Annotated in this window: 25 protein-coding genes and 1 tRNA gene; 18 read left to right on the top strand and 8 right to left on the bottom strand. The window is 70.7% G+C overall.

Features of this window, described 5'->3' with window-relative positions:
- Window positions 1–155: 155 nt before the first annotated feature.
- From rsfS to ACE3T5_RS14705, 6 genes are all read left to right on the top strand, one after another.
- Entirely contained in the window at window positions 156–860 is a 705-nt protein-coding gene (gene rsfS, locus ACE3T5_RS14680; RefSeq protein ID WP_374668808.1) for a ribosome silencing factor, read from the top strand.
- Window positions 861–878: 18 nt separating this feature from the next.
- Window positions 879–1,346, top strand: a complete 468-nt coding sequence (gene rlmH / locus ACE3T5_RS14685) for a 23S rRNA (pseudouridine(1915)-N(3))-methyltransferase RlmH (RefSeq protein ID WP_374668810.1) — start codon at window positions 879–881, stop codon at window positions 1,344–1,346.
- Window positions 1,343–1,951, top strand: a complete 609-nt coding sequence (locus ACE3T5_RS14690) for a nucleoside triphosphate pyrophosphatase (protein ID WP_374668811.1) — start codon at window positions 1,343–1,345, stop codon at window positions 1,949–1,951. Before rlmH ends, ACE3T5_RS14690 begins: the two co-directional genes overlap by 4 nt.
- An 18-nt stretch (window positions 1,952–1,969) precedes the next feature.
- A complete protein-coding gene (gene rng / locus ACE3T5_RS14695; protein ID WP_374668813.1) occupies window positions 1,970–3,442 on the top strand; it encodes a ribonuclease G in 1,473 nt (490 codons plus the stop codon).
- A 107-nt stretch (window positions 3,443–3,549) separates the two neighbouring features.
- Window positions 3,550–5,094 (top strand): DUF1800 domain-containing protein, encoded by a 1,545-nt coding sequence (locus ACE3T5_RS14700; RefSeq protein ID WP_374668814.1) that lies wholly within the window; start codon window positions 3,550–3,552, stop codon window positions 5,092–5,094.
- Window positions 5,095–5,104: 10 nt separating this feature from the next.
- Complete coding sequence (locus tag ACE3T5_RS14705; RefSeq protein ID WP_374668815.1) at window positions 5,105–6,361, top strand: DUF1501 domain-containing protein; 1,257 nt, start codon at window positions 5,105–5,107, stop codon at window positions 6,359–6,361.
- Between the two features lie 12 nt (window positions 6,362–6,373).
- Here ACE3T5_RS14705 and ACE3T5_RS14710 read toward each other — a convergent pair whose 3' ends face one another.
- The 3 genes from ACE3T5_RS14710 to msbA are packed head-to-tail and all read right to left on the bottom strand — an operon-like array spanning window position 6,374 to window position 10,521.
- Window positions 6,374–7,468, bottom strand: coding sequence for a glycosyltransferase family 9 protein (locus tag ACE3T5_RS14710; RefSeq protein ID WP_374668816.1), 1,095 nt, complete (start codon window positions 7,466–7,468; stop codon window positions 6,374–6,376).
- A gap of 15 nt (window positions 7,469–7,483) precedes the next feature.
- Window positions 7,484–8,716, bottom strand: a complete 1,233-nt coding sequence (locus tag ACE3T5_RS14715) for an O-antigen ligase family protein (RefSeq protein ID WP_374668817.1) — start codon at window positions 8,714–8,716, stop codon at window positions 7,484–7,486.
- Window positions 8,713–10,521: a lipid A export permease/ATP-binding protein MsbA gene (gene msbA / locus ACE3T5_RS14720; RefSeq protein ID WP_374668818.1), complete on the bottom strand. Its 1,809-nt coding sequence runs from the start codon at window positions 10,519–10,521 to the stop codon at window positions 8,713–8,715. The genes ACE3T5_RS14715 and msbA overlap by 4 nt, the downstream gene beginning before the upstream one ends.
- An 11-nt stretch (window positions 10,522–10,532) precedes the next feature.
- Between msbA and ACE3T5_RS14725 the strand changes: the two genes are divergently transcribed.
- From ACE3T5_RS14725 to ACE3T5_RS14760, 8 genes are all read left to right on the top strand, one after another.
- A complete protein-coding gene (locus ACE3T5_RS14725) occupies window positions 10,533–11,339 on the top strand; it encodes a glycosyltransferase family 2 protein (RefSeq protein WP_374668819.1) in 807 nt (268 codons plus the stop codon).
- Between the two features lie 2 nt (window positions 11,340–11,341).
- Window positions 11,342–12,202 (top strand): glycosyltransferase, encoded by an 861-nt coding sequence (locus ACE3T5_RS14730; RefSeq protein WP_374668836.1) that lies wholly within the window; start codon window positions 11,342–11,344, stop codon window positions 12,200–12,202.
- Between the two features lie 5 nt (window positions 12,203–12,207).
- Complete coding sequence (gene tolB, locus ACE3T5_RS14735) at window positions 12,208–13,488, top strand: Tol-Pal system beta propeller repeat protein TolB (protein WP_374668820.1); 1,281 nt, start codon at window positions 12,208–12,210, stop codon at window positions 13,486–13,488.
- 49 nt (window positions 13,489–13,537) lie between these two features.
- Window positions 13,538–14,086, top strand: coding sequence for a peptidoglycan-associated lipoprotein Pal (gene pal / locus ACE3T5_RS14740; RefSeq protein ID WP_374668821.1), 549 nt, complete (start codon window positions 13,538–13,540; stop codon window positions 14,084–14,086).
- A gap of 8 nt (window positions 14,087–14,094) precedes the next feature.
- Window positions 14,095–14,859 (top strand): tol-pal system protein YbgF, encoded by a 765-nt coding sequence (gene ybgF, locus ACE3T5_RS14745; protein ID WP_374668822.1) that lies wholly within the window; start codon window positions 14,095–14,097, stop codon window positions 14,857–14,859.
- Window positions 14,860–14,912: 53 nt separating this feature from the next.
- Window positions 14,913–16,025 carry a YeeE/YedE family protein gene (locus tag ACE3T5_RS14750; protein ID WP_374668823.1) on the top strand — a complete coding sequence of 371 codons (1,113 nt, stop codon included), beginning with the start codon at window positions 14,913–14,915 and terminating at the stop codon, window positions 16,023–16,025.
- Window positions 16,022–16,783, top strand: coding sequence for a ThiF family adenylyltransferase (locus ACE3T5_RS14755; RefSeq protein ID WP_374668824.1), 762 nt, complete (start codon window positions 16,022–16,024; stop codon window positions 16,781–16,783). Before ACE3T5_RS14750 ends, ACE3T5_RS14755 begins: the two co-directional genes overlap by 4 nt.
- Window positions 16,784–16,859: 76 nt before the next feature.
- Window positions 16,860–16,935 (top strand) — tRNA-Lys (locus ACE3T5_RS14760).
- Window positions 16,936–16,966: 31 nt separating this feature from the next.
- Here ACE3T5_RS14760 and ACE3T5_RS14765 read toward each other — a convergent pair.
- Complete coding sequence (locus ACE3T5_RS14765) at window positions 16,967–17,461, bottom strand: NADAR family protein (protein WP_374668825.1); 495 nt, start codon at window positions 17,459–17,461, stop codon at window positions 16,967–16,969.
- On the opposite strand from ACE3T5_RS14765, the gene ACE3T5_RS14770 reads away from it, so the two are divergent.
- Together ACE3T5_RS14770 and fusA are read left to right on the top strand one after the other, a co-directional pair.
- A complete protein-coding gene (locus ACE3T5_RS14770; RefSeq protein WP_374668826.1) occupies window positions 17,432–17,992 on the top strand; it encodes a hypothetical protein in 561 nt (186 codons plus the stop codon). The two genes, ACE3T5_RS14765 and ACE3T5_RS14770, sit on opposite strands and share 30 nt — an antisense overlap.
- Window positions 17,993–18,441: 449 nt before the next feature.
- Window positions 18,442–20,463: an elongation factor G gene (gene fusA / locus ACE3T5_RS14775; RefSeq protein WP_374668827.1), complete on the top strand. Its 2,022-nt coding sequence runs from the start codon at window positions 18,442–18,444 to the stop codon at window positions 20,461–20,463.
- Between the two features lie 61 nt (window positions 20,464–20,524).
- On the opposite strand, the gene ACE3T5_RS14780 is transcribed toward fusA, so the two are convergent.
- From ACE3T5_RS14780 to ACE3T5_RS14790, 3 genes are all read right to left on the bottom strand, one after another.
- On the bottom strand, window positions 20,525–20,938 hold the full coding sequence (locus ACE3T5_RS14780; RefSeq protein WP_374668828.1) for a type II toxin-antitoxin system VapC family toxin: 414 nt from the start codon (window positions 20,936–20,938) through the stop codon (window positions 20,525–20,527).
- Window positions 20,939–20,943: 5 nt separating this feature from the next.
- A complete protein-coding gene (locus ACE3T5_RS14785) occupies window positions 20,944–21,201 on the bottom strand; it encodes a type II toxin-antitoxin system Phd/YefM family antitoxin (protein ID WP_374668829.1) in 258 nt (85 codons plus the stop codon).
- A gap of 123 nt (window positions 21,202–21,324) precedes the next feature.
- Window positions 21,325–21,657: an HPF/RaiA family ribosome-associated protein gene (locus tag ACE3T5_RS14790; RefSeq protein WP_374668831.1), complete on the bottom strand. Its 333-nt coding sequence runs from the start codon at window positions 21,655–21,657 to the stop codon at window positions 21,325–21,327.
- A gap of 206 nt (window positions 21,658–21,863) precedes the next feature.
- Between ACE3T5_RS14790 and yghU the strand changes: the two genes are divergently transcribed.
- Both yghU and ACE3T5_RS14800 read left to right on the top strand, forming a co-directional pair.
- Window positions 21,864–22,733: a glutathione-dependent disulfide-bond oxidoreductase gene (gene yghU / locus ACE3T5_RS14795; RefSeq protein WP_374668832.1), complete on the top strand. Its 870-nt coding sequence runs from the start codon at window positions 21,864–21,866 to the stop codon at window positions 22,731–22,733.
- Between the two features lie 31 nt (window positions 22,734–22,764).
- Entirely contained in the window at window positions 22,765–23,400 is a 636-nt protein-coding gene (locus ACE3T5_RS14800) for a glutathione S-transferase (protein ID WP_374668834.1), read from the top strand.
- Here the strand turns inward: ACE3T5_RS14800 and ACE3T5_RS14805 are convergent.
- The coding region (locus ACE3T5_RS14805; RefSeq protein WP_374668835.1) for a sensor histidine kinase at window positions 23,318–24,425 on the bottom strand (1,108 nt) is incomplete at its 5' end. The genes ACE3T5_RS14800 and ACE3T5_RS14805 overlap by 83 nt on opposite strands.

The raw sequence follows: 24,425 nt of genomic DNA on the forward strand, positions 1-24,425 counted from the left end.
CCGGGCGTGCGCGTGCACCCGCTCGACCTGCCCGCCATGCCCGAGAGTGCCACCGACATCCGCGCCAGCCTGGCCGCCGGCCAGGAGGTCACCCCGCTGGTTGGCGCGGCCGTTGCCAGCTATATTGATCAACATCACCTCTATCGCACCCCCTGATGACGCAAGACTCCACCGTCAAGAAAGACATCCAGAAACTGCAGCGGGCCATCGTCGAAGGCCTGGAGGACGTGAAAGGCCAGGACATCGTGGTCTTCAACACCGAGCATCTGTCGCCGCTGTTCGAGCGCGTGGTCATCGCAGCCGGCACCTCGAACCGGCAGACCAAGGCGCTCGCCTCCAGCGTGGTGGATGCCGTCCGGGAAGCGGGCTTTCCCAAGCCACGCATCGAGGGTGAGGAGAACGGGGAGTGGATCATCGTGGATTGCGGTGCGGCCGTGGCTCACGTCATGCAGCCAGCCATCCGCCAGTACTACAACCTGGAAGAGATCTGGGGCGAGAAGCCGGTGCGCCTGAAGCTGGGCGCGCCCAAGCCGGCCCAGCCCGCCCCCAAGGTCGCGCCCGCGGCGAAGAAGGCCGAGGCCCCGTCGCTGCGGCGCAGCAGCGCGGTGAAGACGGCGGAGCGCGCCGCCAAGGCAGAAAGCGCCAAGGCGGCCGCGCGCAAGCCCGCGGCCAAGGCGCCGGCCGCGAAGAAGGCCGCCGCCAAGGCGCCGTCGGCGCGCACCGCGGTCGCAAAGGCCGCTGCCACGAAGCCGGCACCCGCCAAGGCAGCACCAGCCAAGGCAGCACCCGCCAAGGCAGCACCCGCCAAGGCACCCGCTGCGAAGAAGGCCCCCGCCAAGGCACCGGCCCGCAAGGGCTGATTCCCCCCGACCAGACCCATGCGCCTGCTGGTGGTCGCCGTCGGCCAGCGCGTGCCGGATTGGGCCCAGACCGCCTGGGATGACTACGCCAAGCGCTTCCCGCCCGAGCTGCGGCTGGAATTGAAGGCCGTGAAGACCGAGCCGCGCGGCTCCAAGACCGTGGCCACGCTGCAGGCCGCCGAGCGCGAACGCATCGAGGCCGCCATCCCCAGGGGCGCTCGCGTCGTGGCGCTGGATGAGCGTGGCACGGCGCTCGGCACCATGGCCCTGGCCGCCAAGCTGAAGGCCTGGCCGCTGGAGAACGAGGCGGTCGCCCTGGTGATCGGCGGGCCGGACGGCCTGGATCCCGCGTTCCGCCAGGCCGCCCATGAGCGCATCCGCCTGTCGGACCTGACCTTGCCGCACGCCATGGTGCGGGTGCTGCTGGTGGAGCAGCTGTACCGCGCCTGGTCCATCAACGCCGGGCATCCTTATCACCGCGAATGAGCCAGCCTGCCTTCATCTACCTCGCCTCCCAGAGCCCGCGCCGGCGCCAGCTGCTCGACCAGCTGGGCGTGCGGCACGAGCTGCTGCTGCCCGAGCCCGGCGAGGACGCCGAGTCACTGGAGGCCGTGCTGGCCGGCGAGAGCCCGGCGCGCTACGTGCAGCGCGTCACCGCGCTCAAGCTGCAGGCGGCCGTGACCCGGCTCAAGGCCCGCGGGCTGCCGCCGGCGCCGGTGCTGTGCGCCGACACCACCGTGGCCCTGGGCCGCACGATCCTGGGCAAGCCGGCTGATGCCGCCGATGCGGCGCGCATGCTGCGGCAGCTCTCCGGCGCGACGCACCGCGTGCTGACGGCAGTGGCCGTGCAGCAGGGCCGGCGGCAGCAAGCGGCACTGAGCGTCTCGCAGGTCACCTTCGCCGCGTGGACGCCGGCGCAGATCCGCGCCTACGTGGCCAGCGGCGAGCCCATGGGCAAGGCCGGCGCCTACGCCGTGCAGGGCCGTGCGGCGGCCGCCATCGCTTCCATGCGCGGCAGCTATTCGGGCATCATGGGCCTGCCCCTGTACGAGACGGCGCAACTGCTGCGCGCGTTCGGCTGGCGCATCTAGAACAGGCATCCGCACACCATGCAGCAGGACATCCTGGTCAACTGGTCTCCGCAGGAGACGCGCGTGGCCATCATCGAGCACGGCGCCGTGCAGGAACTGCACGTCGAGCGCACGCTCGAACGTGGCCTGGTCGGCAACGTGTACCTCGGCAAGGTGGCCCGCGTGCTGCCCGGCATGCAGTCCGCCTTCATCGACATCGGGCTGGAGCGCGCGGCCTTCCTGCACGTGGCCGACGTCTGGCAGCGCCAGCCCGATGGCGAGCCGCCTTCGGCCCTGCGCAACCAGCCGCCAGTGCCGATCGAGAAGCAGGTGTTCGAGGGCCAGGCGCTCATGGTGCAGGTGATCAAGGACCCGATCGGCACCAAGGGCGCGCGGCTCTCCACCCAGATCAGCATCGCGGGGCGGCTGCTGGTGTTCCTGCCGCAGGACGACCACCTGGGCGTGTCGCAGAAGATTCCCTCGGATCAGCGCGAGGCCCTGCGTCGGCGTCTGGGCCAGCTGGTGGGCGAGGCCGGCGGCGGCTTCATCCTGCGCACCAACGGCGAGGACGCCAGCGACACCGAGCTGGCCGAGGACATCGCCTACCTGCGCAAGACCTGGGCGCGCATCCGCGAGTCGGCCACGCGCCTGCCGCCGCCCTCGCTGCTGCACCAGGACCTGAACCTGCTGCAGCGCGTGCTGCGCGACCTGGTGACGGACCAGACGCAGACCATCCGCATCGACTCGCGCGAGCAGTACGGCCTGCTGGCCGCCTTCGGGCAGGAGTTCATGCCCCAGGCCGCGGCCAAGCTGCAGCTCTACAAGGGCGAGCGCCCCATCTTCGACCTGTACGCGGTGGACGAGGAGATCGCCCGCGCGCTGGGCCGCCGGGTGGATCTCAAATCCGGCGGCTACCTGATCGTGGACCAGACGGAGGCGCTGACCACGGTGGACGTCAACACCGGCGGTTTCGTCGGCAGCCGCAACTTCGACGACACGATCTTCAAGACCAACCTGGAAGCGGCGCAGGCCATTGCGCGCCAGCTGCGGCTGCGCAACCTGGGCGGCATCATCATCGTGGACTTCATCGACATGGCCCGCGAGGACCACCGCGACGCCGTGCTGGCAGAGTTCCGCAAGCAGCTCGCGCGCGACCGCGTCAAGACCATGGCCGGCGGCTTCTCGCAGCTGGGCCTGGTGGAGATGACGCGCAAGCGCACGCGCGAATCGCTGGCGCACCTGCTGTGCGAGCCGTGCCCCGCCTGCGAGGGCAAGGGCACGGTGCGCACGCCGCGCACCGTGGCCTACGACATCCTGCGCGAGATCCTGCGCGAGGCGCGCCAGTTCAACCCGCGCGAGTACCGCGTGGTGGCCTCGCCCAAGGTCATCGAGCTGTTCCTGGACGAGGAGAGCCAGCACCTCGCCGGCCTGTCGGACTTCATCGGCAAGCCGATCTCGCTGCAGAGCGACAGCGCGATGGGGCAGGAGCAGTACGACATCGTGCTGATGTAGCGCTGGGCGGCGTGTCTTTACGCGCCAGACATTCCTGGCTGCTGTGCGTCGTCGTAAGCTTGCGTGCGAGCCGCCTTCCCTGCGGCTTCACGACTCCGAGCAGCCAGATGGTCCGTCGCCGTACCCTCGTGATCGCATCCGCCGCGGCCGTGGCCGCCGCGCCGGCATGGGCTTCGAGTGCCCGCCGAGGTGAGGCCGCGGCCCTTCATGCCCTCAATCGCCTGGGCTTCGGCCCCCGGGCCGGCGACCTCTCGAACGTGGCGCGCGACCCCATGGCCTGGGTCGAGGAGCAGCTGGCGCCGGGTTCTGCGCCCTTGCCGGAAGGCTTGCGCAGCCGCCTGCAGGAGGAGCCCCTGGCGACGGCCGACCCGATCGCGCTGGTGCGTGAACTGGTCGTGCAGATCCGGCAGAACCAGCAGGAGGTGGCGGCGCAGGCAGCGGCCATGCAGCCCGCCGACATGCAGCCGCCCTCGCCGGGCGGGCCCCTGTCGCAGACGCCGCTGGCCCGCTTCGTCCGCCAGCACCAGCTGCCCGCCTTCGAGTCACGCCTGCTGCGCGCGCTGGCGAGCCCGTGGCAGCTGCAGGAGGTGATGGTCGACTTCTGGTTCAACCACTTCAACGTGTTCCAGGGCAAGAACTGGATGCGGGTGCTGGTCGGGCCCTATGAGCACCAGGCCATCCGCCCCCATGCGCTGGGCCGATTCGCCGATCTGTTGCAAGCCACGGCGCACCACCCGGGCATGCTGTACTACCTGGACAACTGGCAGAGCGTGGCCTCGCGCGGTGGCGCGCGCGGGCTGAACGAGAACTACGCGCGCGAACTGATGGAGCTGCACACGCTGGGCGTGGATGGCGGCTACACGCAGGCCGACGTGACCACGCTGGCGCGCATGCTCACCGGCTGGACGCTGCAGCCGGTGCAGCAGCGCGTCGCAGGCGGCCCGGACCCCGACGCCACAACGTCCTCGCGGCCTGGATTCCGCTTCAACGCGCGCGTGCACGACGACGGCCCCAAGGTCTGGCTCGGGCAGTCCGTCACGGCCCGCGGCAAGGCCGAGGGCGACCATGCGCTTGCGGTGCTGGCGGCCCATCCGGCCACCGCAAGGCACATGGCGTTCAAGCTGGCGCAACATTTCGTGGCAGACCAGCCGGATGCCGCCCTGGTGGACCACCTGGCCCTGGTCTACCTGCGCGAGGATGGCCAGATCGTGCCGGTGCTGCGTGCCCTGTTCACGAGCGACGCCTTCTGGTCGCCCGACACGATGGGCGCCAAGTTCAAGACGCCCTATCAGTACACCCTGTCGGCAGTGCGCGCCGCGGGCATGGTCCCCGCCAACGTGCTGGGTCTGGCAGGGGCCCTGGCCGCGCAAGGCATGCCGCTCTACGGCTGCCCCACGCCCGACGGCTGGCGGCACACGGCCGCGGCCTGGCTCAACCCGGAGGGCCTGAACAAGCGCATCCAGTTCGCCACCCAGCTCGCCCGGGCGCGACAGGCCGATCCCGAGCGATCCATGGTCGCGCTGCAGGCCTGGATCAGCGGCCTCGGTCCCCTTGTCACGCCCGCCACGCGTGACGAGGTCCTGGCGAACCGGCACCAGCCCGTCGTGGCGGCCGCCCTGTTGCTGGCCGGCCCCGGCATGATGAACCGCTGAGGGCAGGGTGATGAGTCCCGTGCACGCGCCAGACCCCCATCGCCGCTGGCTTCTGCAGGTGGCCGCGGCGACCAGCCTCCTGGCCACCGGCGTGCGAGTCGCGCGCGCCCAGGTGGCCGCCCCCGAGGCGCCACGGCTGGTCGTCGTCCTGCTGCGCGGCGCACTGGACGGCCTGTCGCTGGTGGTGCCGCACGGAGAGGCGGCCTATCGCGAATCACGCCCCACGATTGCCATCGCTGGCCCTGGCGAGGCCGATGGCGTGCTGCCGCTCGACGCACGCTTCGGCCTGCACCCGGCGTTCGCGCCCATGCGGCCCTACTTCGATTCAGGACGGCTCGCCTTCGTCCACGCCAGCGGCTCGCACGACGGAACACGGTCGCACTTCGATGCCCAGGACTACATGGAGTCCGGCACGCCCGGCGTGAAGCGCACGGCCGATGGCTGGCTCAACCGCCTGGCCGGTGTGCTCGCTGGCGGCCAGGCCGCGCCCGCCGCACAGCGGCTGCAGGTGGTGGGCCTGGGGCCGGCCATGCCGCGCATCCTGAGCGGCGCGGCGCCCATTGCCGCCCTGTCCACCGGTCGCCAGGCCACCGCGCCCACCGCCGTGGACCGGCCCGAGATCGCCCAGGCCTTCACGCGGCTCTACGCCGGTGACGATGCCCTCAGCCGCACCGTGCGGGAGGCACTGGCGACACGGCGCGAGATGATGGACGTGCTCGCCAGCGACGACCGCGCGGCCGATGCGGGCGCGTTGCCCCTGTCGGGCCTGGCGGCCGACATGGCCCGCCTGGGCACGCTGATGGCGCGCGATGCACGGGTGCGGCTCGCCTTCGTGCCGGTCGGTGGCTGGGACACCCACGCCAACCAGGGCGCGGGGCGCGGCGCGCTCGCCAACCGCTTCGCGCTGTTGGCGCAAGGCCTCGATGAACTGGCCCGTGCACTCGGCGAGCAGATCGGCGCCACCACCATCCTCGTGCTCTCCGAGTTCGGCCGCACCGTGCGCCAGAACGGAACCGGCGGCACGGACCATGGTCATGGCAACGTCGCGATGGTGCTGGGGGGTGGCGTGCGCGGGGGTCGCGTGTTCGGTCGCTGGCCCGGGCTGGACGCCGCGGCGCTGCATGAAGGCCGTGATCTCGCCATCACCACCGACTTCCGCGACATCGTGGCCGACATCCTGGAGCGGCGCTTCCGGCTGAAGGACGGTCAGCTGGCCACCGTGCTGCCCGGCATGCCGGCACGCGCGCCGGTGGGCCTGTTCGGCTGAACGCGAGGACGCTCAGCGCGGTGCCGACGTGCCCTGCGCAGCCAGCAGGGCCAGCGCCTGCTGCGCCACCCGCTCGGGCCGGATCGTCAGCAGGCAATCGGACCGGCTTTCGCGGTGGTCCTCGCAGCCGGCCTTGCCACACGGCACGCAGGGCAGGGCCGCCTGCATCAGCGTGATCCGGCCGAGGGTCTGCACGGTCGCCTGCCGCGCGAACACGGTCGGCCCGGCCGCTTCACCCGGCCACGGCGCCCAGCGTTGCGGATTCGTGGGCCCGAAGATCGCGAGCACCGGCACGCCGCAGGCCGCGGCGAGATGCGAGACGGAGGTGTCGGGGCCGATGTACAGCGCGGCACCGGCGATCAGCGCGGCCACCTGGCCGAAGCGCAGCACGCCGGCATCCAGCACCTGCCCGGACGCCGCGGCGTTCGTCAGCGCGGCCACGGCCAGCCGGTCGCTCGCGCCGGGTCCGCCGGTCAGCACCACCTGGCGGCCGGCCAGCGTGAGCAGGCCGATCAGCTCGGCAAAGTGGTCCAGCGGCCATTGCTTGTAGGTCCACATCGAGGGCGCGTGGATCACGATGTAGCCCTTGGCGAGCTGCGCACGCAGTTCATCGGGCAAGGGCTCACGGGCGGGTGCCTGCAGCGCCGGTGGCTGGGGCGGGGCATCGCCCTGCCAGGGCGCGAGCAGGGCCAGCTTCTCGCGCACCACGTGCACCTCGGACAAGTCACCACCGCTCGTGACCGCGTGCCGCAGCAGCCGTCGTTTCCACCAGTTGCTGCCGCTGGTCGCGGGCAGCAGGCCGCTGCGCTCGCGCGCGGCGATGGCGCCGATCAGGTGCGCGCGATCGCCGGGGTCCGCCACCAGGGCCAGGTCATAGCGCTGCCAGAGCCGCCGCGCGAGATGCGCGGCCTGCGCGACGCCCGTGCGCGCAGGCACGGTGATGCACTGCCGCAGGTCGGGGTGGCCCGCGAGCATGCCCAGCGTGCCTTCCAGGCCCAGCACGTCGATGGCCGCGCCGGGCCACAGTGCGCGGGCCGCGCGCACCAGCGGCGTGGTGAGCAGCACATCGCCGATCTGGCGGGTGATGACGACCAGGATCGCCTGCATGCGGTCGCCTCGCCCTCAGGGTGGGGCCTGCCGCTGCCGCATGAGCAGCCAGGCCATGAGGGCCATGAACACATGCCCTTCGATGAAGTCGCGCAGCAGCGAGTTGAACAGGCAGGCGACGGCGAAGGCCAGCGTCACGATGGCCGCCGTGCCCGCCCATGGGTCGGCACGGCGGCGGATGCCGCGCACCAGGGGCACGGCCAGCCAGGCCAGGAACAGCGCAAGGGCGGGCGCGCCGCCAGCACCAGCCTGCATGAGGTATTCGTTGTGCGGGTTGTCAGCGGTGTGCGCGCCGAGCAGCTGCTCATTGGTGTAGCCGCGCCGCCGCGTCAGGTCGGCGAAGGCGCTGCTCCAGCCCTGCCAGCCGGTGCCCCAGGGCCAGCTCTCCATCACGATCACCACCGCGCTGCGGAACAACTGGATGCGTGCGCCGGTGGAGGTGAGTTGCGTCTGCCCCTGCAGGCTGGCCTGCGTCTCGCGCACCGTCTCGTCGATGCGCTGGCGCACCGGCCCCGAGAGCGCCACGGCCAGCAGGCCCGCCGCCACGATGGCGGCGGTAACCGGCAGTCGCGCCCGCTGCGGGGCCGAGCGCCAGGCCGCGAAGGGCAGCAGCACCAGCAGGGCGATGTGGCCGGTGCGGGAATCGATCATGAACACCACGGTCAGCGCCAGAAACAGGGCCGCGCCCCGGTTGAACCAGGCGGTGCCCTCGCCCTGCCGCGCGCGCTCCAGCAGCACGAAGGCGCACAGGCCGAAACTGAAGCCGGCCGAGATGCGGCGCAGGTGCAGGAACTGGCCCGCCGAAGGGATCAGCGGCGCCAGCCAGTAGAGCAGGGCAAGCACCAGCGCGCCCGCGACCATGCCGAGCAGCAGCGCATCGCGCCTCCGGCTGAGCTGCAGCAGGGCCAGCAGCACCGGCAGGAACAGCAGCTCGTGGTAGCGGTTCACCTCGCTCAGCGCCTGCGGCCCCCAGGCCTCGCCCAGCCAGGTGCGCGCGGCGATCCAGGCCAGCAGCACCAGGCCCACCGCCACCATCGGATCGCGCCAGGGGGTGAGCCGCCAGAGGCGCGCGGCCACCGGCGCCCCCATGAGCAGCATGATGGCCATGCCGATGCTCGTGCCGGCAGTGGAGAAGGGAATGAAGAAGCCGAACGTGGCCAGCAGCCGCGGCAGCGCCGCGTGCCACGCACGCTCCGCCCCGTTCAGGGGCGCCGCGTCTGCCTGCACCGGGTCGGCCGGGCCGCTCACGCCGCTGCTTCCTCGCTTTCATGCAGGGCATGCAGCCGTGCATACAGGCCGCCGCGGCGCATCAGCTCTGCGTGGGTGCCCAGTTCGGCCAGCCGGCCGTGGTCGAGCACGGCCACGCGGTCGGCGTGCTCGATGGTGGAGAGACGGTGCGCGATGATGAGCGTGGTGCGCCCGGCCATCAGCCGGCGCAGGGCCTCCTGCACCATGCGCTCGGACTCGTTGTCCAGCGCCGAGGTGGCTTCGTCCAGGATCAGCACCGGTGCGTCCTTGTACAGCGCGCGGGCAATCGCGAGGCGCTGCCGCTGGCCACCGGAGAGCGTGGTGGCGTTGTGGCCCACCGGCGTGTCGATGCCCTGCGACAACTGCGTCACCATCATGCCCAGGTTGGCGGCCTCCAGGGCGCGCAGCACGCGGGCGCGGTCGATGTCGGTGCCCAGCGCCACGTTGGCCGCCAGCGTGTCGTTGAACATCACCACGTCCTGGCTCACCATGGCGAACTGGCGCCGCAGCGCGTGCAGGTTCCAGTCGGGCAGGGCATGGCCGTCCAGCAGCACCCGGCCTTCGGTGGGCGCCACGAAGCGCGGCATCAGGTTGGCGAGCGTGGTCTTGCCGGAGCCCGAGGGCCCCACCAGCGCGATCACCTCGCCCGGCCGCACCTCCATCGACACGTCGTGCAGCGCGGGCCGCCCGCCGCCGGGATAGGACACGCCCACGCCCTGCAGCGCGATGTGGCCCTGCGCGCGGTCCGGTGCGTAGCCGCCGCTGGTTTCCTTCGGCGTGTGCTCCACCAGGTCGAACGAGCGCTCCAGCGCGGCCAGGGCACGCGCGATCGGGCTGGTCACTTCCGACAGGCGCTTCACCGGCGCGATCAGCATCAGCATCGCGGCGACGAAGGAGGCGAAGCCGCCCACCGTCATGCCGTCGCCGCTTTGCAGCAGCGCGATGACGATCACGATCGACAGCGCCGCCGCCGCCAGCATGTGCATGGTGGGGGTGATCAGGGCCTGCGCCACCGCCGACTTCATCGCCAGGCGGCGCAGCGTGAGGCTGAGCGCGCCGAAGCGCCCGGCCTGCGCCTCTTGCGCGCCGTGCAGCCGCACCATGCGGTTGGCCAGCACGTTCTCCTCGACCGCGTAGGTCAGGTCGATGGTGGCGGCCTGGCTGCTCTTGGCCAGGCGGTACAGCCGGCGCGAGGCCGTGCGCATCAGCCAGGCCACCGCCGGCGCCATCAGGCCCACCACCAGCGTGAGCTGCCAGTTCAGGTACAGCAGGTAGATCAGCAGCGCCGCCAGCGCCAGGCTGTCCTTCACCAGCGCCGTGAGGGCGTTGACGAGCAGGTTGAAGCCGTTCTGCACCTCCTGCACGATGGCGTTGGAGAGCGAGCTGGCCGTCTCGCGCGCGAACAGGTCCATGCGCGCATCCAGCAGGCGATCGAACAGCGCGCGGCGCAGCGCGAACATGCCCTCGTTGGCGATCTTGGCCAGCGCCACGTCGGCGATGAAGCCGGCCAGCCCGCGGATGCCGAACAGGCCCAGCAGGGCAAGTGGCACCAGCCAGGGGTTGAAGCTGTCGCGCTGGAAGCCCTGGTCGAGCAGGGGCTTCATCAGGGCCGGCACGGCCGGCTCGGTCGCCGCGCCCACCACCGTGGCAGCCAGCACCACCAGCCAGTAGCGGCGCACATGGGCGATGTACGGGAAGACGCGGCGCACCCGGTCGACGAGCCGCATTTCGGGCGCGGCCACAGGCGGCGGCGGCGGCGCCTGGACGCCCTGATCCGCTTCAGGCACAGGGGAACGCGCGGGCATAATCAGGGCTCATGCTTGGATTATCCGGCGATTCTGCGGGCCAACCGTCCCCCAAGGCCGAGCTCAGCGTCATCGTCATCACGCGCAACGAGCAGGCCAACCTCCCCGAGTGCCTGGCCAGCGTCGGCTTTGCGCGCGAAGTGGTCGTGGTGGACTGCGGCAGCACCGACGACACCGTGGCGCTGGCCCAGGCGGCCGGCGCCCGCGTGGTCGTCACGCCGGACTGGCCGGGCTTCGGGCCGCAGAAGAACCGCGCCCTCGACCTCGCCACCCAGCCCTGGGTGCTGTCCATCGACGCCGACGAACGCGTGACCCCCGCCCTGCGTGAAGAGATCCTCGCCGTGCTGAGCACGGGCGCGTCGGCGGCCGATGCCTGGAGCATGCCGCGCCGTTCCAGCTTCTGCGGCCAGTTCATGGCCCATTCCGGCTGGTATCCGGACCGCGTGACGCGCCTGTTCCGCCGTGGCTCGGCCCGCTTCTCCGACGACCTGGTGCATGAGCGGGTGGTGGTGCAGGGCCGGCCCGCGCAGCTGCGCAACGACCTGCTGCACGAGAGCTTCCGCACCCTGGAGAGCGTGCTGGACAAGGCCAACAGCTACTCCACGGCCGGCGCGCGCAAGATGCTCGCCGAAGGCCGGCGCGGCTCGCTGGGCTCGGCCCTGGCCCATGGCCTGTGGGCCTTCCTGCGCACCTACGTGCTGCGCCTGGGGTTTCTCGACGGGCGGCTGGGCCTGGCCCTGGCGATCGCCCATGCCGAGGGCACCTACTACCGCTACCTCAAGCTCTGGCTGCTGCAGCGGGAAGGCGCTTCGTCGTGACGATGAAGACCGCGTTCATCGTGCTCACCTACAACCGGGTCGACGCGCTCCTGGAAGTGCTGCGCGGCCTGGCGCCCCAGTGCGACGCACACCGACACGAGGTGCTGATCGCGGACGACGGGTCCCGCCCCGAGAACGTGCAGGCGATGCGTGACGGCCTGCCCGACTTCGCCTGCCGCGTGCGCCATGTCTGGCACCCGGACACCGGCTTCACCATCGCGCGCGCGCGCAACCTGTGCGCCGCCCGCACCGACGCCGACTACCTGGTGTTCATGGACGGCGACTGCGTGCCCAACCGCGGCTTCGTGGCCCAGCATGAGGCGCTGGCGCGGCCGGGCTGCTTCCTCATCGGCGGGCGCGTGCTGCTGGAGGAGGAGCTGACGCGCGAGGTGCTGCAGGGCCATCGCGCCCTGCAGGCGCTGCGCGCGGCCGACTGGATGCGGCTGCGCCTGCGCGGCCAGGCCAACAAGCTCAGCCATCTGCTGCATGGCTTCGGCCCCCGCGCGCGCGAACTGAAGCGCTTTCGCTGGAAAGGCATCCGCGGCTGCAACATGGCCTTCTGGCGCGGCGACTACGAGGCCGTGAACGGCTTCGACGAGGCCTTCGCCGGCTGGGGCCACGAAGACGCCGACATCGTGCTGCGCCTGCATGCCCATGGCGTGCACCGGCGCAGCGCCCTGATCGGCACCGAAGTGTTTCACCTGTGGCATCGGCAGGCCGCGCGCCAGGACGAAGCGGCCAATCGCCGCCGCGTCATCGAGCGTCAGGCCAGCGGCCAGGTGCGCGCTGAACGCGGGGTTCGGCAGGCCCTGGATGCACCCGAAGCACAAGTGACTGAACTCAATCCCGCTTGGAGAGACTAAGCATCATGAACCGTGACGCAACATGGCGCCGCCGGGAGGTGGCGGCGCTGCTCGGTGGCTTCGCCTTGCCCGCATGGGCGCAGTTCCGGGTGGAGGTATCGGGCGTGGGCGCGAACCAGATGCCCATTGCCATCGTGCCCTTCCGGGGCGACGCCGAGGCGCCGCAGAAGATCGGCGCCATCGTGCAGGCCGACCTGGAGCGCAGCGGCCAGTTCCGCCCCATCGACGGTGCCGGCGTCGCGCTCGACGAGACCAGCCGTCCCGACCTGAGCCCCTGGCGCCAGAAGACGGCCGATTCCCTGGTGGTGGGCAGCGTCACGCGCCTGGCCGATGGCCGCTACGACGTGCGCTACCGCCTGTGGGACGTGGTGCGCGGCCAGGATCTCGGGGGCCAGAGCTTCGTGGTCGCCGCGGGCGACCTGCGCCTGGCGGCCCACCGCGTGAGCGATCTCATCTATGAACGGCTCACCGGCGACAAGGGCGTGTTCTCCACGCGCATCGCCTACGTCACCAAGGCGGGCGAGCGCTACAACCTATGGGTGGCCGATGCCGACGGCGAAAATGCCCAGTCGGCCCTGGCCAGCCCCGAACCCATCATCTCCCCCGCCTGGGCGGCCAATGGCCAGCAGCTCGCCTACGTGTCCTTCGAGTCGCGCAAGCCCGTGGTGTACGTGCATGAGGTCGCCTCGGGCCGGCGCCGTCTGCTGGCCAATTTCCGCGGCTCCAACAGCGCACCGGCGTGGGCGCCTGATGGGCGCTCGCTGGCCGTCACGCTCACGCGCGACGGCGGCTCTCAGCTCTACACCATCGACGCCAACGGCGGTGAGCCCAAGCGCCTGACGCAATCCGCCGGCATCGACACCGAGCCGGTGTACGCGGCGGATGGGCGCAGCATCTACTTCGTGAGCGACCGTGGGGGCGCGCCGCAGGTCTACCGCATGCCGGCCACCGGCGGCGAGCCGCAGCGGGTGACCTTCAACGGCAGCTACAACATCTCGCCCGCGCCCAGCCCGGACGGCAAGATGCTGGCCTACATCTCTCGCATCAACGGCGCCTTCAAGCTGCACGTGATGGATCTCGCCTCCGGCACCGCGCAGGCCGTGACCGAGACCACCGCCGACGAAAGCCCGAGCTTCGCGCCCAATGGCAAGCTGATCATGTACGCCACCCGCCAGGGCGGCGCCGAGGCCCTGATGACCACCACGCTCGACGGCCGCATCCGCGCACGCCTGCCCGGCCGCGGCGGCGACATCCGCGAGCCTGACTGGGGCCCCTTCGGCCGTTGATTCCCGCTCCCGTTCCCAAGCCCGACCACACCATCAAGGAGGTATCGCCATGAACTACCGTGTGTTGCTCGCCGCCGCACTGGCCACGCTGCTGACGGCCTGCGCCAGCGGCGTCAAGCTCGACGACGTGCCGGTGGAAACCCGAACGCCCACTGCCACCACCACCGCGCCCGCGGGCGCCGGCGGCACCACGGGCACTGCCGGCCCGCAGACGGCGGTGCAGCCGGTCAACGTGGGCCTGGGCGCCGACGACAAGGCGGGCCCGAGGGACGTGGCGCGCATCATCTACTTCGACTACGACAGCTACGTGGTGAAGCCCGAGTTCCAGTCCGCCATCGAGAAGCACGCGAACTTCCTGCGCGCGGAGAAGAGCCGCAAGGTGGTGATCGAGGGCCACACCGACGAGCGCGGCGGCCGTGAGTACAACCTGGCGCTGGGCCAGCGCCGCTCCGAGGCGGTGCGCCGCGCGCTGGGCCTGCTGGGCGTGCCCGACAGCCAGGTGGAGGCGGTGAGCTTCGGCAAGGAGAAGCCCGCCGAGACCGGCAGCAACGAGGCGGCCTGGGCGAAGAACCGCCGCGCCGAGATCGCCTACCGGTGAGCGGCCCGATGCGAAAGACCCTGACCGCGGCCGCACTGGCCGCCGCCGCGCTCGCGGGCATGCCCGCGCAGGCGCAGCTCTTCTCCGACGACGAGGCCCGCCGCGCCATCCTGGACCTGCGCCAGCGCGTGGAGCAGCAGCGCCAGACCCTCACCGAGGACCTGCGCCGCGCCACCGAGGAGAACGCCACCCTGCGCCGCAGCCTGCTGGACCTGCAGAACCAGATCGAGACCCTGCGCGCCGAGCTGGCGCGCCTGCGCGGGCAGGATGAAACCCTGGCCCGCGAGATCTCCGAGGTGCAGCGCCGCCAGAAGGACATGGCCCAGGGCGTGGAAGACCGCCTGCGCAAGTTCGAGCCGGTGCAGGTGACGGTGGACGGCAAGGAGTTCAGTGCCGACCCGGCCGAGCAGAAGGAGTTCGACGCCGCGCTGGGCGTGTTCCGCAAGGGCGACTTCACCGCCGCGCAGGGCGCGTTCACCGAGTTCCTGCGCCGCTTTCCGCAAAGCGGCTACCGGCCCACCGCGCTGTTCTGGCTGGGCAATGCCCAGTACGCCACGCGCGACTACCGCGGCGCCATCGCCAACTTCCGCCTGCTGCTGCAGCAGGCGCCGGATCACCCGCGCGCGCCCGAGGCGGTGCTGTCCATCGCCAACTGCCAGATCGAGCTGAAGGACAACGCCAGTGCGCGCCGCACGCTCGATGACCTGGTGAAGGCCTATCCGCAGTCCGAGGCGGCCAGTGCGGCCAAGGAGCGGCTGGCGCGCCTGCGCTGAGGCCATTGCGGCAACAGGCCGGCCCCGAGCGGCCGGCCTCCTAGAATCCATCGATGGCCGAGCTGAACACCCTGGCCGCCCAGGTGCTGGTGGCGGCCTTCCTGCTTTCAGCCCTGTTCGGCGCGATCGCGCAGCGCACCCACTTCTGCACCATGGGCGCGGTGAGCGACGCGCTCAACATGGGCGACTACACTCGCCTGCGCCAGTGGGCGCTGGCCGCGGGCGTGGGCATCCTCGGCTTCTGGGGCCTGGTGGCCGCCGGCCAGATCGACCCGCTGCGCACCCTTCACAGCGTGCCGCGCTGGCTGTGGCTGTCGGGCCTGTTGGGCGGGCTGCTGTTCGGCCTGGGCATGGTGCTCGGCTCCGGCTGCGGCAGCAAGACGCTGGTGCGCATCGGTGGCGGCAGCCTCAAGTCGCTGGTGGTGGCCATCGTGCTGGGCATCGCTTCGTATGCCACGCTGCGCGGCATCACCGCCGTGCTGCGCACGTCCACCGTGGACCGCGTGACCGTCGAGTTCCCGCAGGTGGCGCTGCTGCCGCTGGGCGTGGCCTCCCTGGGCGGCGTGAGCCTGCCGGTGGCCGGCCTGATCGCGGCGCTGGTGGTCGGCGGCGGCCTGGTGGCGTGGGCCCTGGCCGGTGGCCGTGACTTCCGCACCTTCGACAACCTGCTGGCCGGCTTCGGCCTGGGTGGCGTGGTCGTGGCCATGTGGTGGGTGTCGGGGCACATGGGCTTCGTGCCGGAACACCCCGAGACGCTGGAGGCCGTGTTCCTGCGCACCAACTCCGGCCGCGCCGAATCCCTGAGTTTCGTCGCCCCGATCGCCTATGCCATCGACTGGGTGATCCTCTTCAGCGACCGCGGCAAGGTGCTGACCATCGGCATTCTCTCGGTGGCCGGCGTGATCGCGGGATCGGCCGCGATGGCACTGGCGACCGGGCGCTTCCGCTGGGAGGGGTTCGCCGGCACGTCGGACCTGGCGCATCACCTGGTGGGCGCGGTGCTGATGGGTGTGGGCGGCGTCACCGCCTTGGGCTGCACCATCGGCCAAGGCTTGACGGGGCTCTCGACCCTGAGCGCCACGAGCTTCACGGCGGTGGCGGGCATCATCGCCGGCGCGGTGCTGGGCAACCGCTATCAGATCTGGCGGCTGGAGCGCGAAGCTTGAACGCGCCGGCCGACTTGCAGCGCCGCTTCGGCGGGCTGGAACGCCTGTATGGCGTGCCGGGTGCCGCGGCCATCCGCTCTGCGCACGTGGCCGTGGTGGGCATCGGCGGCGTCGGTTCCTGGGCGGCCGAGGCGCTGGCGCGTAGCGGGGTAGGGCGCCTGACGCTGATCGACCTGGACCATGTGGCCGAGTCCAACCTCAACCGGCAGGTGCACGCGCTGGAAGGCACCATCGGCCAGGCCAAGGTGCAGGCCATGCGCGAGCGCATCGCGCAGATCCACCCGGGTTGCGAGGTCACCGGCATCGAGGAGTTCGTCGCCCCCGACAACTGGCCCGCCCTGCTGCCTGCCGGCGTGAATGCCGTCATCGACGCCTGCGACGCCCAGGGTGCCAAGGCTGCCATGGCCGCGTGGGCCCTGGCTGGGCGGCACCTGTTCATCACCTGCGGTGCGGCGGGGGGCAAGCGGCAGGCGCATCTGGCCACCGTGGATGACCTGTCCGCGGCCACCCATGACCCGCTGCTGGCCCAGTTGCGCTACCGCCTGCGCAAGCACCATGGCGCCCCGCGCGACGGCAAGCGCATCGGCGTGGCCTGCGTCTTCAGCCGCGAGCCCGTGGCCCCGCCCGACCCGAGCTGCGCGGTCGAGGGCGACGGCAGCCTCAACTGCCACGGCTACGGCTCGGTCGTGAGCGTGACCGCGACCTTCGGCCTGTGCGCGGCCGGGTGGGTGATCGACGCGCTCGCGCGACGCGGATGATGAGGCGCGGTCGGAAGGGCTGATTTCACTGGCTATAATCGCGGGCTTCGCCGGGGTGCAATGCCCCGGAATGGCCGGGACGTTAGCTCAGTTGGTAGAGCAGCGGACTTTTAATCCGTTGGTCGCAGGTTCGAATCCTGCACGTCCTACCAGGCTTCCGCTCTTCCGCCACTCCCGCGTGAGTCAGGTGTCCTGAGGCGATGCCTGCGCACGCAGTTCGGTGCGCAACGCCATCCACAGCCGGCCCAGCATGTTCTGGCCGTCGCGGTTCGGCCCCCAACCCCAGAAGTCGTCGCGCCACGAGTTCTCGATCAGTGTGCGGTCTCCTGTGGCCAGCAGCTTGCGCCGTACATATTCATGCTGGTCCGCCTTGGCCCGCAGGATGCCCCGCATGACCTCGACCTTCACCTCGTCCCAGTCGGGTCGGCGAAGCGAGCCCCATTGCCGGCCCATCTTGAACGCGTCGTGGGCCGATCGGGCGTTCAGAATCTCTGCGCGGACGTCCACCTTGCCGTCGGTCTGCCCTGGGGAAAACTTCTCCCAGTGGTACGCGTGCTCGCTGGTCGGGAAACGGTGACCCTGCCACATGAGGCTGAACGCGCTGAAGTTGCTCAAGACGTAGAACTCCTGCTCGTAGAAGAACACCTCATGTTCGGTGTCCAGCCCATGCAGTTCCATCTTGCGGTCCTTGTCTCACGGTTCGGATGCGTGCAGCATAGCGCCTCGCTCTCGCCCAAGCCGCACCCCGTGGAACCCAGCCTCCTCACGTCAGCCCTTCTGCTCTCCATCCAATGGCGGCTGCTGCTGGGTGCTGCCGTTTCGTCGGCGCTGGCCTTCATGCTGGTCAGCGTGTTCTCCTGGTTCTCGGGTTGGCAGGGGCTCGTGTTCGCGGTGTTGGGCACGATCGCCAGTGCAGCTGCGAGCGGGCCTGAAGGTTCACCCGAGGGGCACGACGATCCGGAAACCTCGGCAGCCGCTGCGTGGGCGGCGGCCGCCTTCGCAGGTGCGGTCTGGGGTGCGGCCAGCGCATCGTCCATGCAATCGCTGGCCGCGGGAGGCGTCGTGCTGGTGCTGGGCGTCTGGCTCGCCTTGCAGGTCGCCACGCTTGACACCACGCCGGCCAGTCGGGATCGCGTGGTGGTAGGCGCCTTGATCGCGACGGTCACTTTTCTGGCTGGCGCGGGTATCACGGGCGTGGTGCGCCAGTAGGCGGGAGGATCCCTACAGAAGTGGCCCCACAAATCTGAACAGCGGACCCCATACCGCAGCCAGGTGTTGCACATCAGCCCAAGCCTGTTGCAGGTTCTTGTCGTCCCCCGTATCATCGCGCCCACCATGAAGCAGCACAACGTGACCCAGGCGACGTTCGCCACCTAGACGCCCCCTGATCGCGTATCGGAGGGCCATGCGCCTTCCGGCTTCTGAAACCCCGGCAGGCTCCACCCTCCGGGGTTTCTTGCTTCTGGATCCAACCATGCGGACCTACGACAAGTTGATTGCCACGATTCCCGACCGCCGGAGCCTTGGCCCCGTGCGTCCGGGTTCCGGCGTACCCCTCACTCGTTAGCCAGCCCATGGCGGGTCTCGCCTGGGCTGGCATCAGCCAACCAGGCGGCAGCAGCACGCAGGCACGCGTGCGGCCGCAGGAAAGATCCGACATGACACGCAACAACCAACGCAACCTCCGCAACATCGGCATCATTGCCCACGTCGACGCGGGCAAGACGACCACGACCGAGCGCATCCTGTTCTACACGGGCGAAAGCCATCGCATGGGTGATGTCGATCGCGGCAACACCCGCATGGATTTCGATCCGCAGGAGCGCAAGCGCGGCATCACCATCCAGAGCGCGGCCATCACCGTGCGCTGGAAGGACATGCCCATCACCGTGATCGACACGCCGGGCCACGTGGACTTCCACATCGAGGTGAACCGCTCGCTGCGCGTGCTGGATGGCGCCGTCGTCGTGTTCGACGGCGTGGCCGGCGTGGAACCGCAGACCGAGGCGAACTGGCGGCTGGCGGACCGCCATGGCGTGCCCCGCATTGCGTTCATCAACAAGCTGGATCGCGTGGGCGCCCGGTTCGAGCATGTCGTGGCCCAGATCGAAGAGCGGCTGGGTGCCAAGGTGCTCCCGTTGCACATCCCGATCGGCGTGGAAGGTGAATTCCGCGGTGTGGTGGATCTGCTGACGATGCGCGCGCTGGTGTGGGGCCGTGACGACGCGAGCGAGCCGTATCGTGAAGTGCCCGTGCCCGCAGATCTGCTGGACCGCGCCACGCGCGAGCGGGAGGCGCTGGTCGCGTCGGTCGCCGATGTGGACGATGAAGTGCTCCATGCCTTGGTGTCGGACCAGGCGCCTTCGTTGGCGGCCCTGCGCCGGGGCATCCGTGCGGGCGTGCTGTCGGGCCGCTTCGTGCCGGCGCTGGCCGGCTCGGCTTTCCGCAACCGCGGTGTCGAGCCGTTGCTGGACGCGATCGTGGCCTATCTGCCTTCGCCGTCGGACATCGCGCCCGATGGTGATGCGCAGCGGCCGCTGGCCGCGCTGGCCTTCAAGCTCGTCGGTGATGATCACGGGGCCAAGGTCTTCGTGCGCGTCTATGCGGGCACGCTGCGCCGCGGCGATCTCGTGCTGAACGCGAACACGGGCCAGACCGACCGCGTGAGCCGGCTGTATGACGTCTACGCGGACCGCATGGTCGAGCGCGACGCCCTGCAGGCGGGCGACATCGGCGCGGTGGCGGGCTTGAAGGACACGCTCACGGGCCACACGTTGTGCGACCCGGCGCACCCGGTGCGTCTGGAAGCGATCAGCGTGCCCGCTGCGGTGATCGACGTGGCCATCGAGCCGCGGGCCAGGGCCGACCAGCAGAAGCTGGCCGAGGCGCTGCAGGCCCTTGTCCGTGAGGATCCGAGCCTGCGCGTGCGGCAGGACGCCGAATCAGGGCAGACCATCCTTTCGGGAATGGGGGAGCTGCAGCTGGAGGTGGCGGTCGAGAACCTGCGGTCGCGACGCGGCGTGGAGGTGTCGGTGGGCCCGCCGCAAGTGGCCTATGCCGAGACGATCACGCGTGAAGTGGAAGTGCGCCATGTGCACAAGAAGCAGACGGGCGGCCCCGGCCAGTTCGCCGAGGTGGTGTTGCGGCTGCGACCCCTGCCGCGCGGCGAGGGCCTGCGCTTCGAGAGCCAGGTCGTCGGCGGCGCAGTGCCGCGGGAGTTCATCCCCGCGGTGGAGGCCGGTGTCCGGCGCGCGGCGCGTGCGGGCGTGGTGGCGTGCTATCCGTGCGTGGACTTCGAGGCCACGCTGCTGGATGGCGCCTTCCACGAGCGCGACTCGTCGACGGTGGCCTTCGAGCTGGCTGCGGCGGCCGCGGTGCGCGAAGCGTTCGCCCGCGCGGGCGCCCGCCTGCTGGAGCCGGTGATGGCCGTGGAGGTCATCACGCCGCCCGAGTCCGTCGGGGCCTGCATGGGTGACCTGCGTCGTCGACGGGGCGCCGTGCGCAGCCAGGATCAACGCGGCGCTGCCGCTGTGATCTCGGCCGAGGTACCGCTCGCTGAGATGTTTGGCTACATCGGCAGCTTGCGGGCGCTGTCGTCAGGGCGCGCCCAGTACGCCATGGCGTTCGCGCGCTATGAACTGGCGCCACAGGGCGTCTCCGCGGCGCGAGCAGCGGTGTAGCGCTTCTTGAAGCGCGGGCTTCGGTCCGCGCTTTTTTTTGGGGGGGCATGCGCGCATGCCTTCAACCGCGCGGCGTCAGGAAGGGGTTGAGCACACCGACCTTGAATGGCTTGAAGTCGGCCACGTTGCGGGTGACTACCGTCAGTTTGTGCACCTTGGCTGTCGCGGCAATCATGGCGTCTTCATAAAGCGTGTCCGATGACCGATGCATCAGCCGGGCCCACTCCCGGAAGGTATGCGCGTCCATCGGGATGACGTTGAAGGTCTCGGCCACCTGGGCCAGCCAATGCTCCAGCTCCAACGCCTTCTGCAAGTCCTGCTCGCGCGTCATCTCGATGCCCGCCTGGATCTCGCCGATCGTCACGGCGGAGATGTGCAGGTCTTCGTCGGCGGCAGCCTGAACCCACTGCAAGACCGCGCCGTGCGGCTTGGGCTTGCGCAGTTCAGAAACGACGTTGGTATCCAGCAAGTACATGGCGCTCAGCGCAGCGCCACGGGCGGACGCCGCCTGGCGCTGCCGCGTGCGAGAGAGGGCAGCGCCACCCGGGCTTGCTCGGAAAGCAGCAGTTCCTTCAGCGTGGGCCTGGCAGCGGCATGCAGTCGACGCCACTCCTCGGCAGGCACGAGCACAGCTGCCTCAGCGCCGCGCCGGGTCACCATCTGGGGCCCTTCGGTCAGGCACTTCTCCAGGAACTCACTGAACCTGGCTTTCGCATCCTGGACAGCCCATGATTGCATGATGGCCCCTTATCTGACTAGACTCCTGACTAGTCTAGCACGAAGCCCTGGGCCGGCGAGGGCTTCACGGCCAGCAACGCAGCGGACCCGGAAGGCAACGCGCTCCAGGTCCGCGTGATCGGCTCAGCGGGCTGATGCCGCAATCGCGCGCCGCGGATCGCGGCTTCGGCGCCAGGTGCGCAGCACGAAGCGCACCGCGCGCGCCAGGGCGCTGTCGAGCGCGCTGCGCCAGTCGCTCGCGACGGCGGCCACCACCACGGAGCCGGCGCCGTCGGTGCGCAGCTCGATCTGGCAGCGCTTGTCGATGCCGCCGCGCGGACCGTTCAGGTCCGACAACTGCACTTCCGCGCGCGGCACCAGCCAGCGCAGCCGGCGCAAGGCGAAGCGCACGCGGTGTTCCACCTGCTCACGCAGATCGGCCGCCTGGTCATGACGGGCCTTGAAGAGCACTTGCATCGATGAACTCCTTTGGATGGGGATGCCCCTGCAATGTGGGCTGCGCGAGCCTTCGTGAAAAGCAGGCGATTGCAGACGCAGGGATCGAAAAAGGGGGAAGGCTGAGTCGGCCCAGGGGTTGGCAGCGCCTGAGATCGGCGTGCGCGAGCGCCGGACCCTGTTGGCGGTGCAGCAGGCCGCCCGAATTCCGCCGAGAATGCCGCCCCATGACCGCCCCCTACACGCCCCCCAAGGTCTGGACACCCCCCGCCCAGCCCGAAGGCCGCTTCGCCGCCATCAACCGCCCCGTGGCCGGGCCCACGCATGAGAAGGCGTTGCCTGTTGGCCGGCACCCGCTGCAGCTCTATTCGCTGGGCACGCCCAATGGCGTGAAGGTGACGGTGATGCTGGAAGAGCTGCTGGCGCTGGGCCATGCGGGCGCGGAGTACGACGCCTGGCTGGTCCGCATCAACGAGGGCGAGCAGTTCGGCAGCGGCTTCGTGGCCGTCAACCCCAATTCCAAGATTCCGGCCCTGCTGGACCGCAGCGGACCGGAGCCGATCCGCGTGTTCGAGTCCGGTGCCATCCTGCTGTACCTGGCCGAGAAGTTCGGCGCCTTCCTGCCCACGCAGCCGGCTGCGCGCGCCGAGTGCCTGTCGTGGCTGTTCTGGCAGATGGGCAGCGCACCGTTCCTCGGCGGTGGCTTCGGGCACTTCTACGCCTACGCGCCCAGCAAGATCCAGTACGCCATCGACCGTTACGCGATGGAAGTGAAGCGTCAGATGGATGTGCTCGATCGGCGGCTGGCCGAGTCGCGCTTCCTGGCCGGTGACGACTACACCATCGCCGACATGGCGGTGTGGCCCTGGTACGGGACGCTGGCCAAGGGCCAGCTGTACGAGGCGGGCGAGTTCCTGCAGGTGCAGGACTACCGCCATGTGCTGCGCTGGACGGATGAGATCGCCCAGCGGCCAGCCGTGAAGCGCGGCCGCATGGTCAACCGCACCTGGGGCCAGCCTTCGAGCCAGCTGCATGAGCGGCACGACGCCAGCGATTTCGAGACGCGCACGCAGGACAAGCTGGCACCGGGCGCTTGAGACCGCCCCGGCCGCACATCACGGAGACCTCATGACGATCACCCTGTACGACTGCGCCACGGCGCCCAGCCCGCGCCGCGCGCGCATCTTCCTGGCCGAGAAGGGCGTGCCGCACGAGGTGGTGCAGGTGGATCTGCGCGCGGGGGAGCAGCTGGGCGAGGCCTATCGCCGCATCAACCCGCAGTGCACGGTGCCCGCGCTCGTCACGGCCGAAGGCCCGGTGCTCACCGACAACGCCGCCATCGCGGCGTACCTGGAGGCCGCGTTCCCGGATCCGCCGCTGCTGGGCACCACCCCGCTGGAGAAGGCCGAGATCGCCAGCTGGAACTGGCGCGTGGAGTTCGAGGGCCTGATGGCGATTGCCGAGGCCCTGCGCAACAGCGCACCGGCCATGGCCGGCCGGGCGTTGCCGGGCCCGGTGGACTACGAGCAGATCCCGGCGCTGGCGCAGCGCGGGCTGGCGCGGCTGCAGCACTTCCTGCTGACGCTGAACGACCGGCTGGCGGATCGCGAGTTCGTGGCCACGGACCGGTTCAGCGTGGCCGACATCACCGCCGTGGTGGCGGTGGACTTTGCGCGCATCGTCAAGGTGAAGCCGGGCGAGGCGCATCCGCATCTGCTGCGCTGGCGGGCGGCGATGGGACAGCGGGCGTCGATGGCGCTGTAGGCGCAGGGAAGGTCAGGCTGGCCTGGAAGCCGGCGCCGCCGGGGCCGGGTGACACCTCGAAGGTGGCGCGCATGATGCGCGCGTAGAGGGCCACCAGGGCCAGGCCCAGCCCGCCGGGGCGCAGCAGGTCGGCCGCGGGGTTGCCCTGGATGCCGCGCGCCATCAGACGGGCCGCGCCGTCGGGGGCGATCCCCGGTCCGTTGTCTTCCACGCGCAGCAGCGTACCCATGTCGGCGCTGGCCAGGAGCACGGTCACCACAGGCCGGCGGCCTTCGGCAGGGCGGCCGTGCCGCAACGCGTTGTCGATCAGGTTGTCCAGGATGCCTTCGATCAGGGTGGGGTCGCCCTGCACGGTGCAGGCGTCGTCGATGCCAGCGGCGCCGAGGTCCACGCCAGCGCGGTCGGCCTGCGGCAGGAAGCGCAACACCGCCTCCTGCACCGCGGTGTCGAGCCGCACCGGCACCTGGGCCAGCGTGGTGCGCGCCTCGGCCGCCAGGGCCACGGCCAGCAGCTTGTCCAGCACGCGCGTGGCACGCGCCTCGCTCTGCACGATGCCTTCGAGCTGCTCGCGCCAGACGCGCGGCTCGTCGTGGCGCATGCCGTATTCCGCCAGCGCGCGGATGCCCGCCAGCGGCGTGCGCAGCTCGTGGGCCACGTTGCCGGTGAACTCGCGCTGCGCCCTTGCGCTCAACGCCAGGCGGGCCAGCAGGTCGTTCAGCGCGGCGGCGAGATCACGCACCTCGGTCACCTGGCCCTGCGCCGCCACCGGCGACAGGTCGCCCGCGTCGCGGCGCGCAATCGCCTGGCCCAACGCCGACAGCGGCGCCACACCGCGGGTGATGTGGCGCCGCAGCCACCACGCCAGCAGGCCCAGCAGCAGCATCTGCGGCAGGATCGACAGCACCGCCAGATCGCGCAGCAGCAGCGTGCGCGTGCGCGTGCTCTGGCCCACCAGCACGGTCACCGGCAAGGGCTTGTCCAGGTGCAGGGCCCCCACGCGGAAGGGGCGGCCCGCGATCAGGCCG

This window comes from Ramlibacter sp. (genome assembly GCF_041916345.1).
Classification (GTDB): domain Bacteria; phylum Pseudomonadota; class Gammaproteobacteria; order Burkholderiales; family Burkholderiaceae_C; genus Ramlibacter.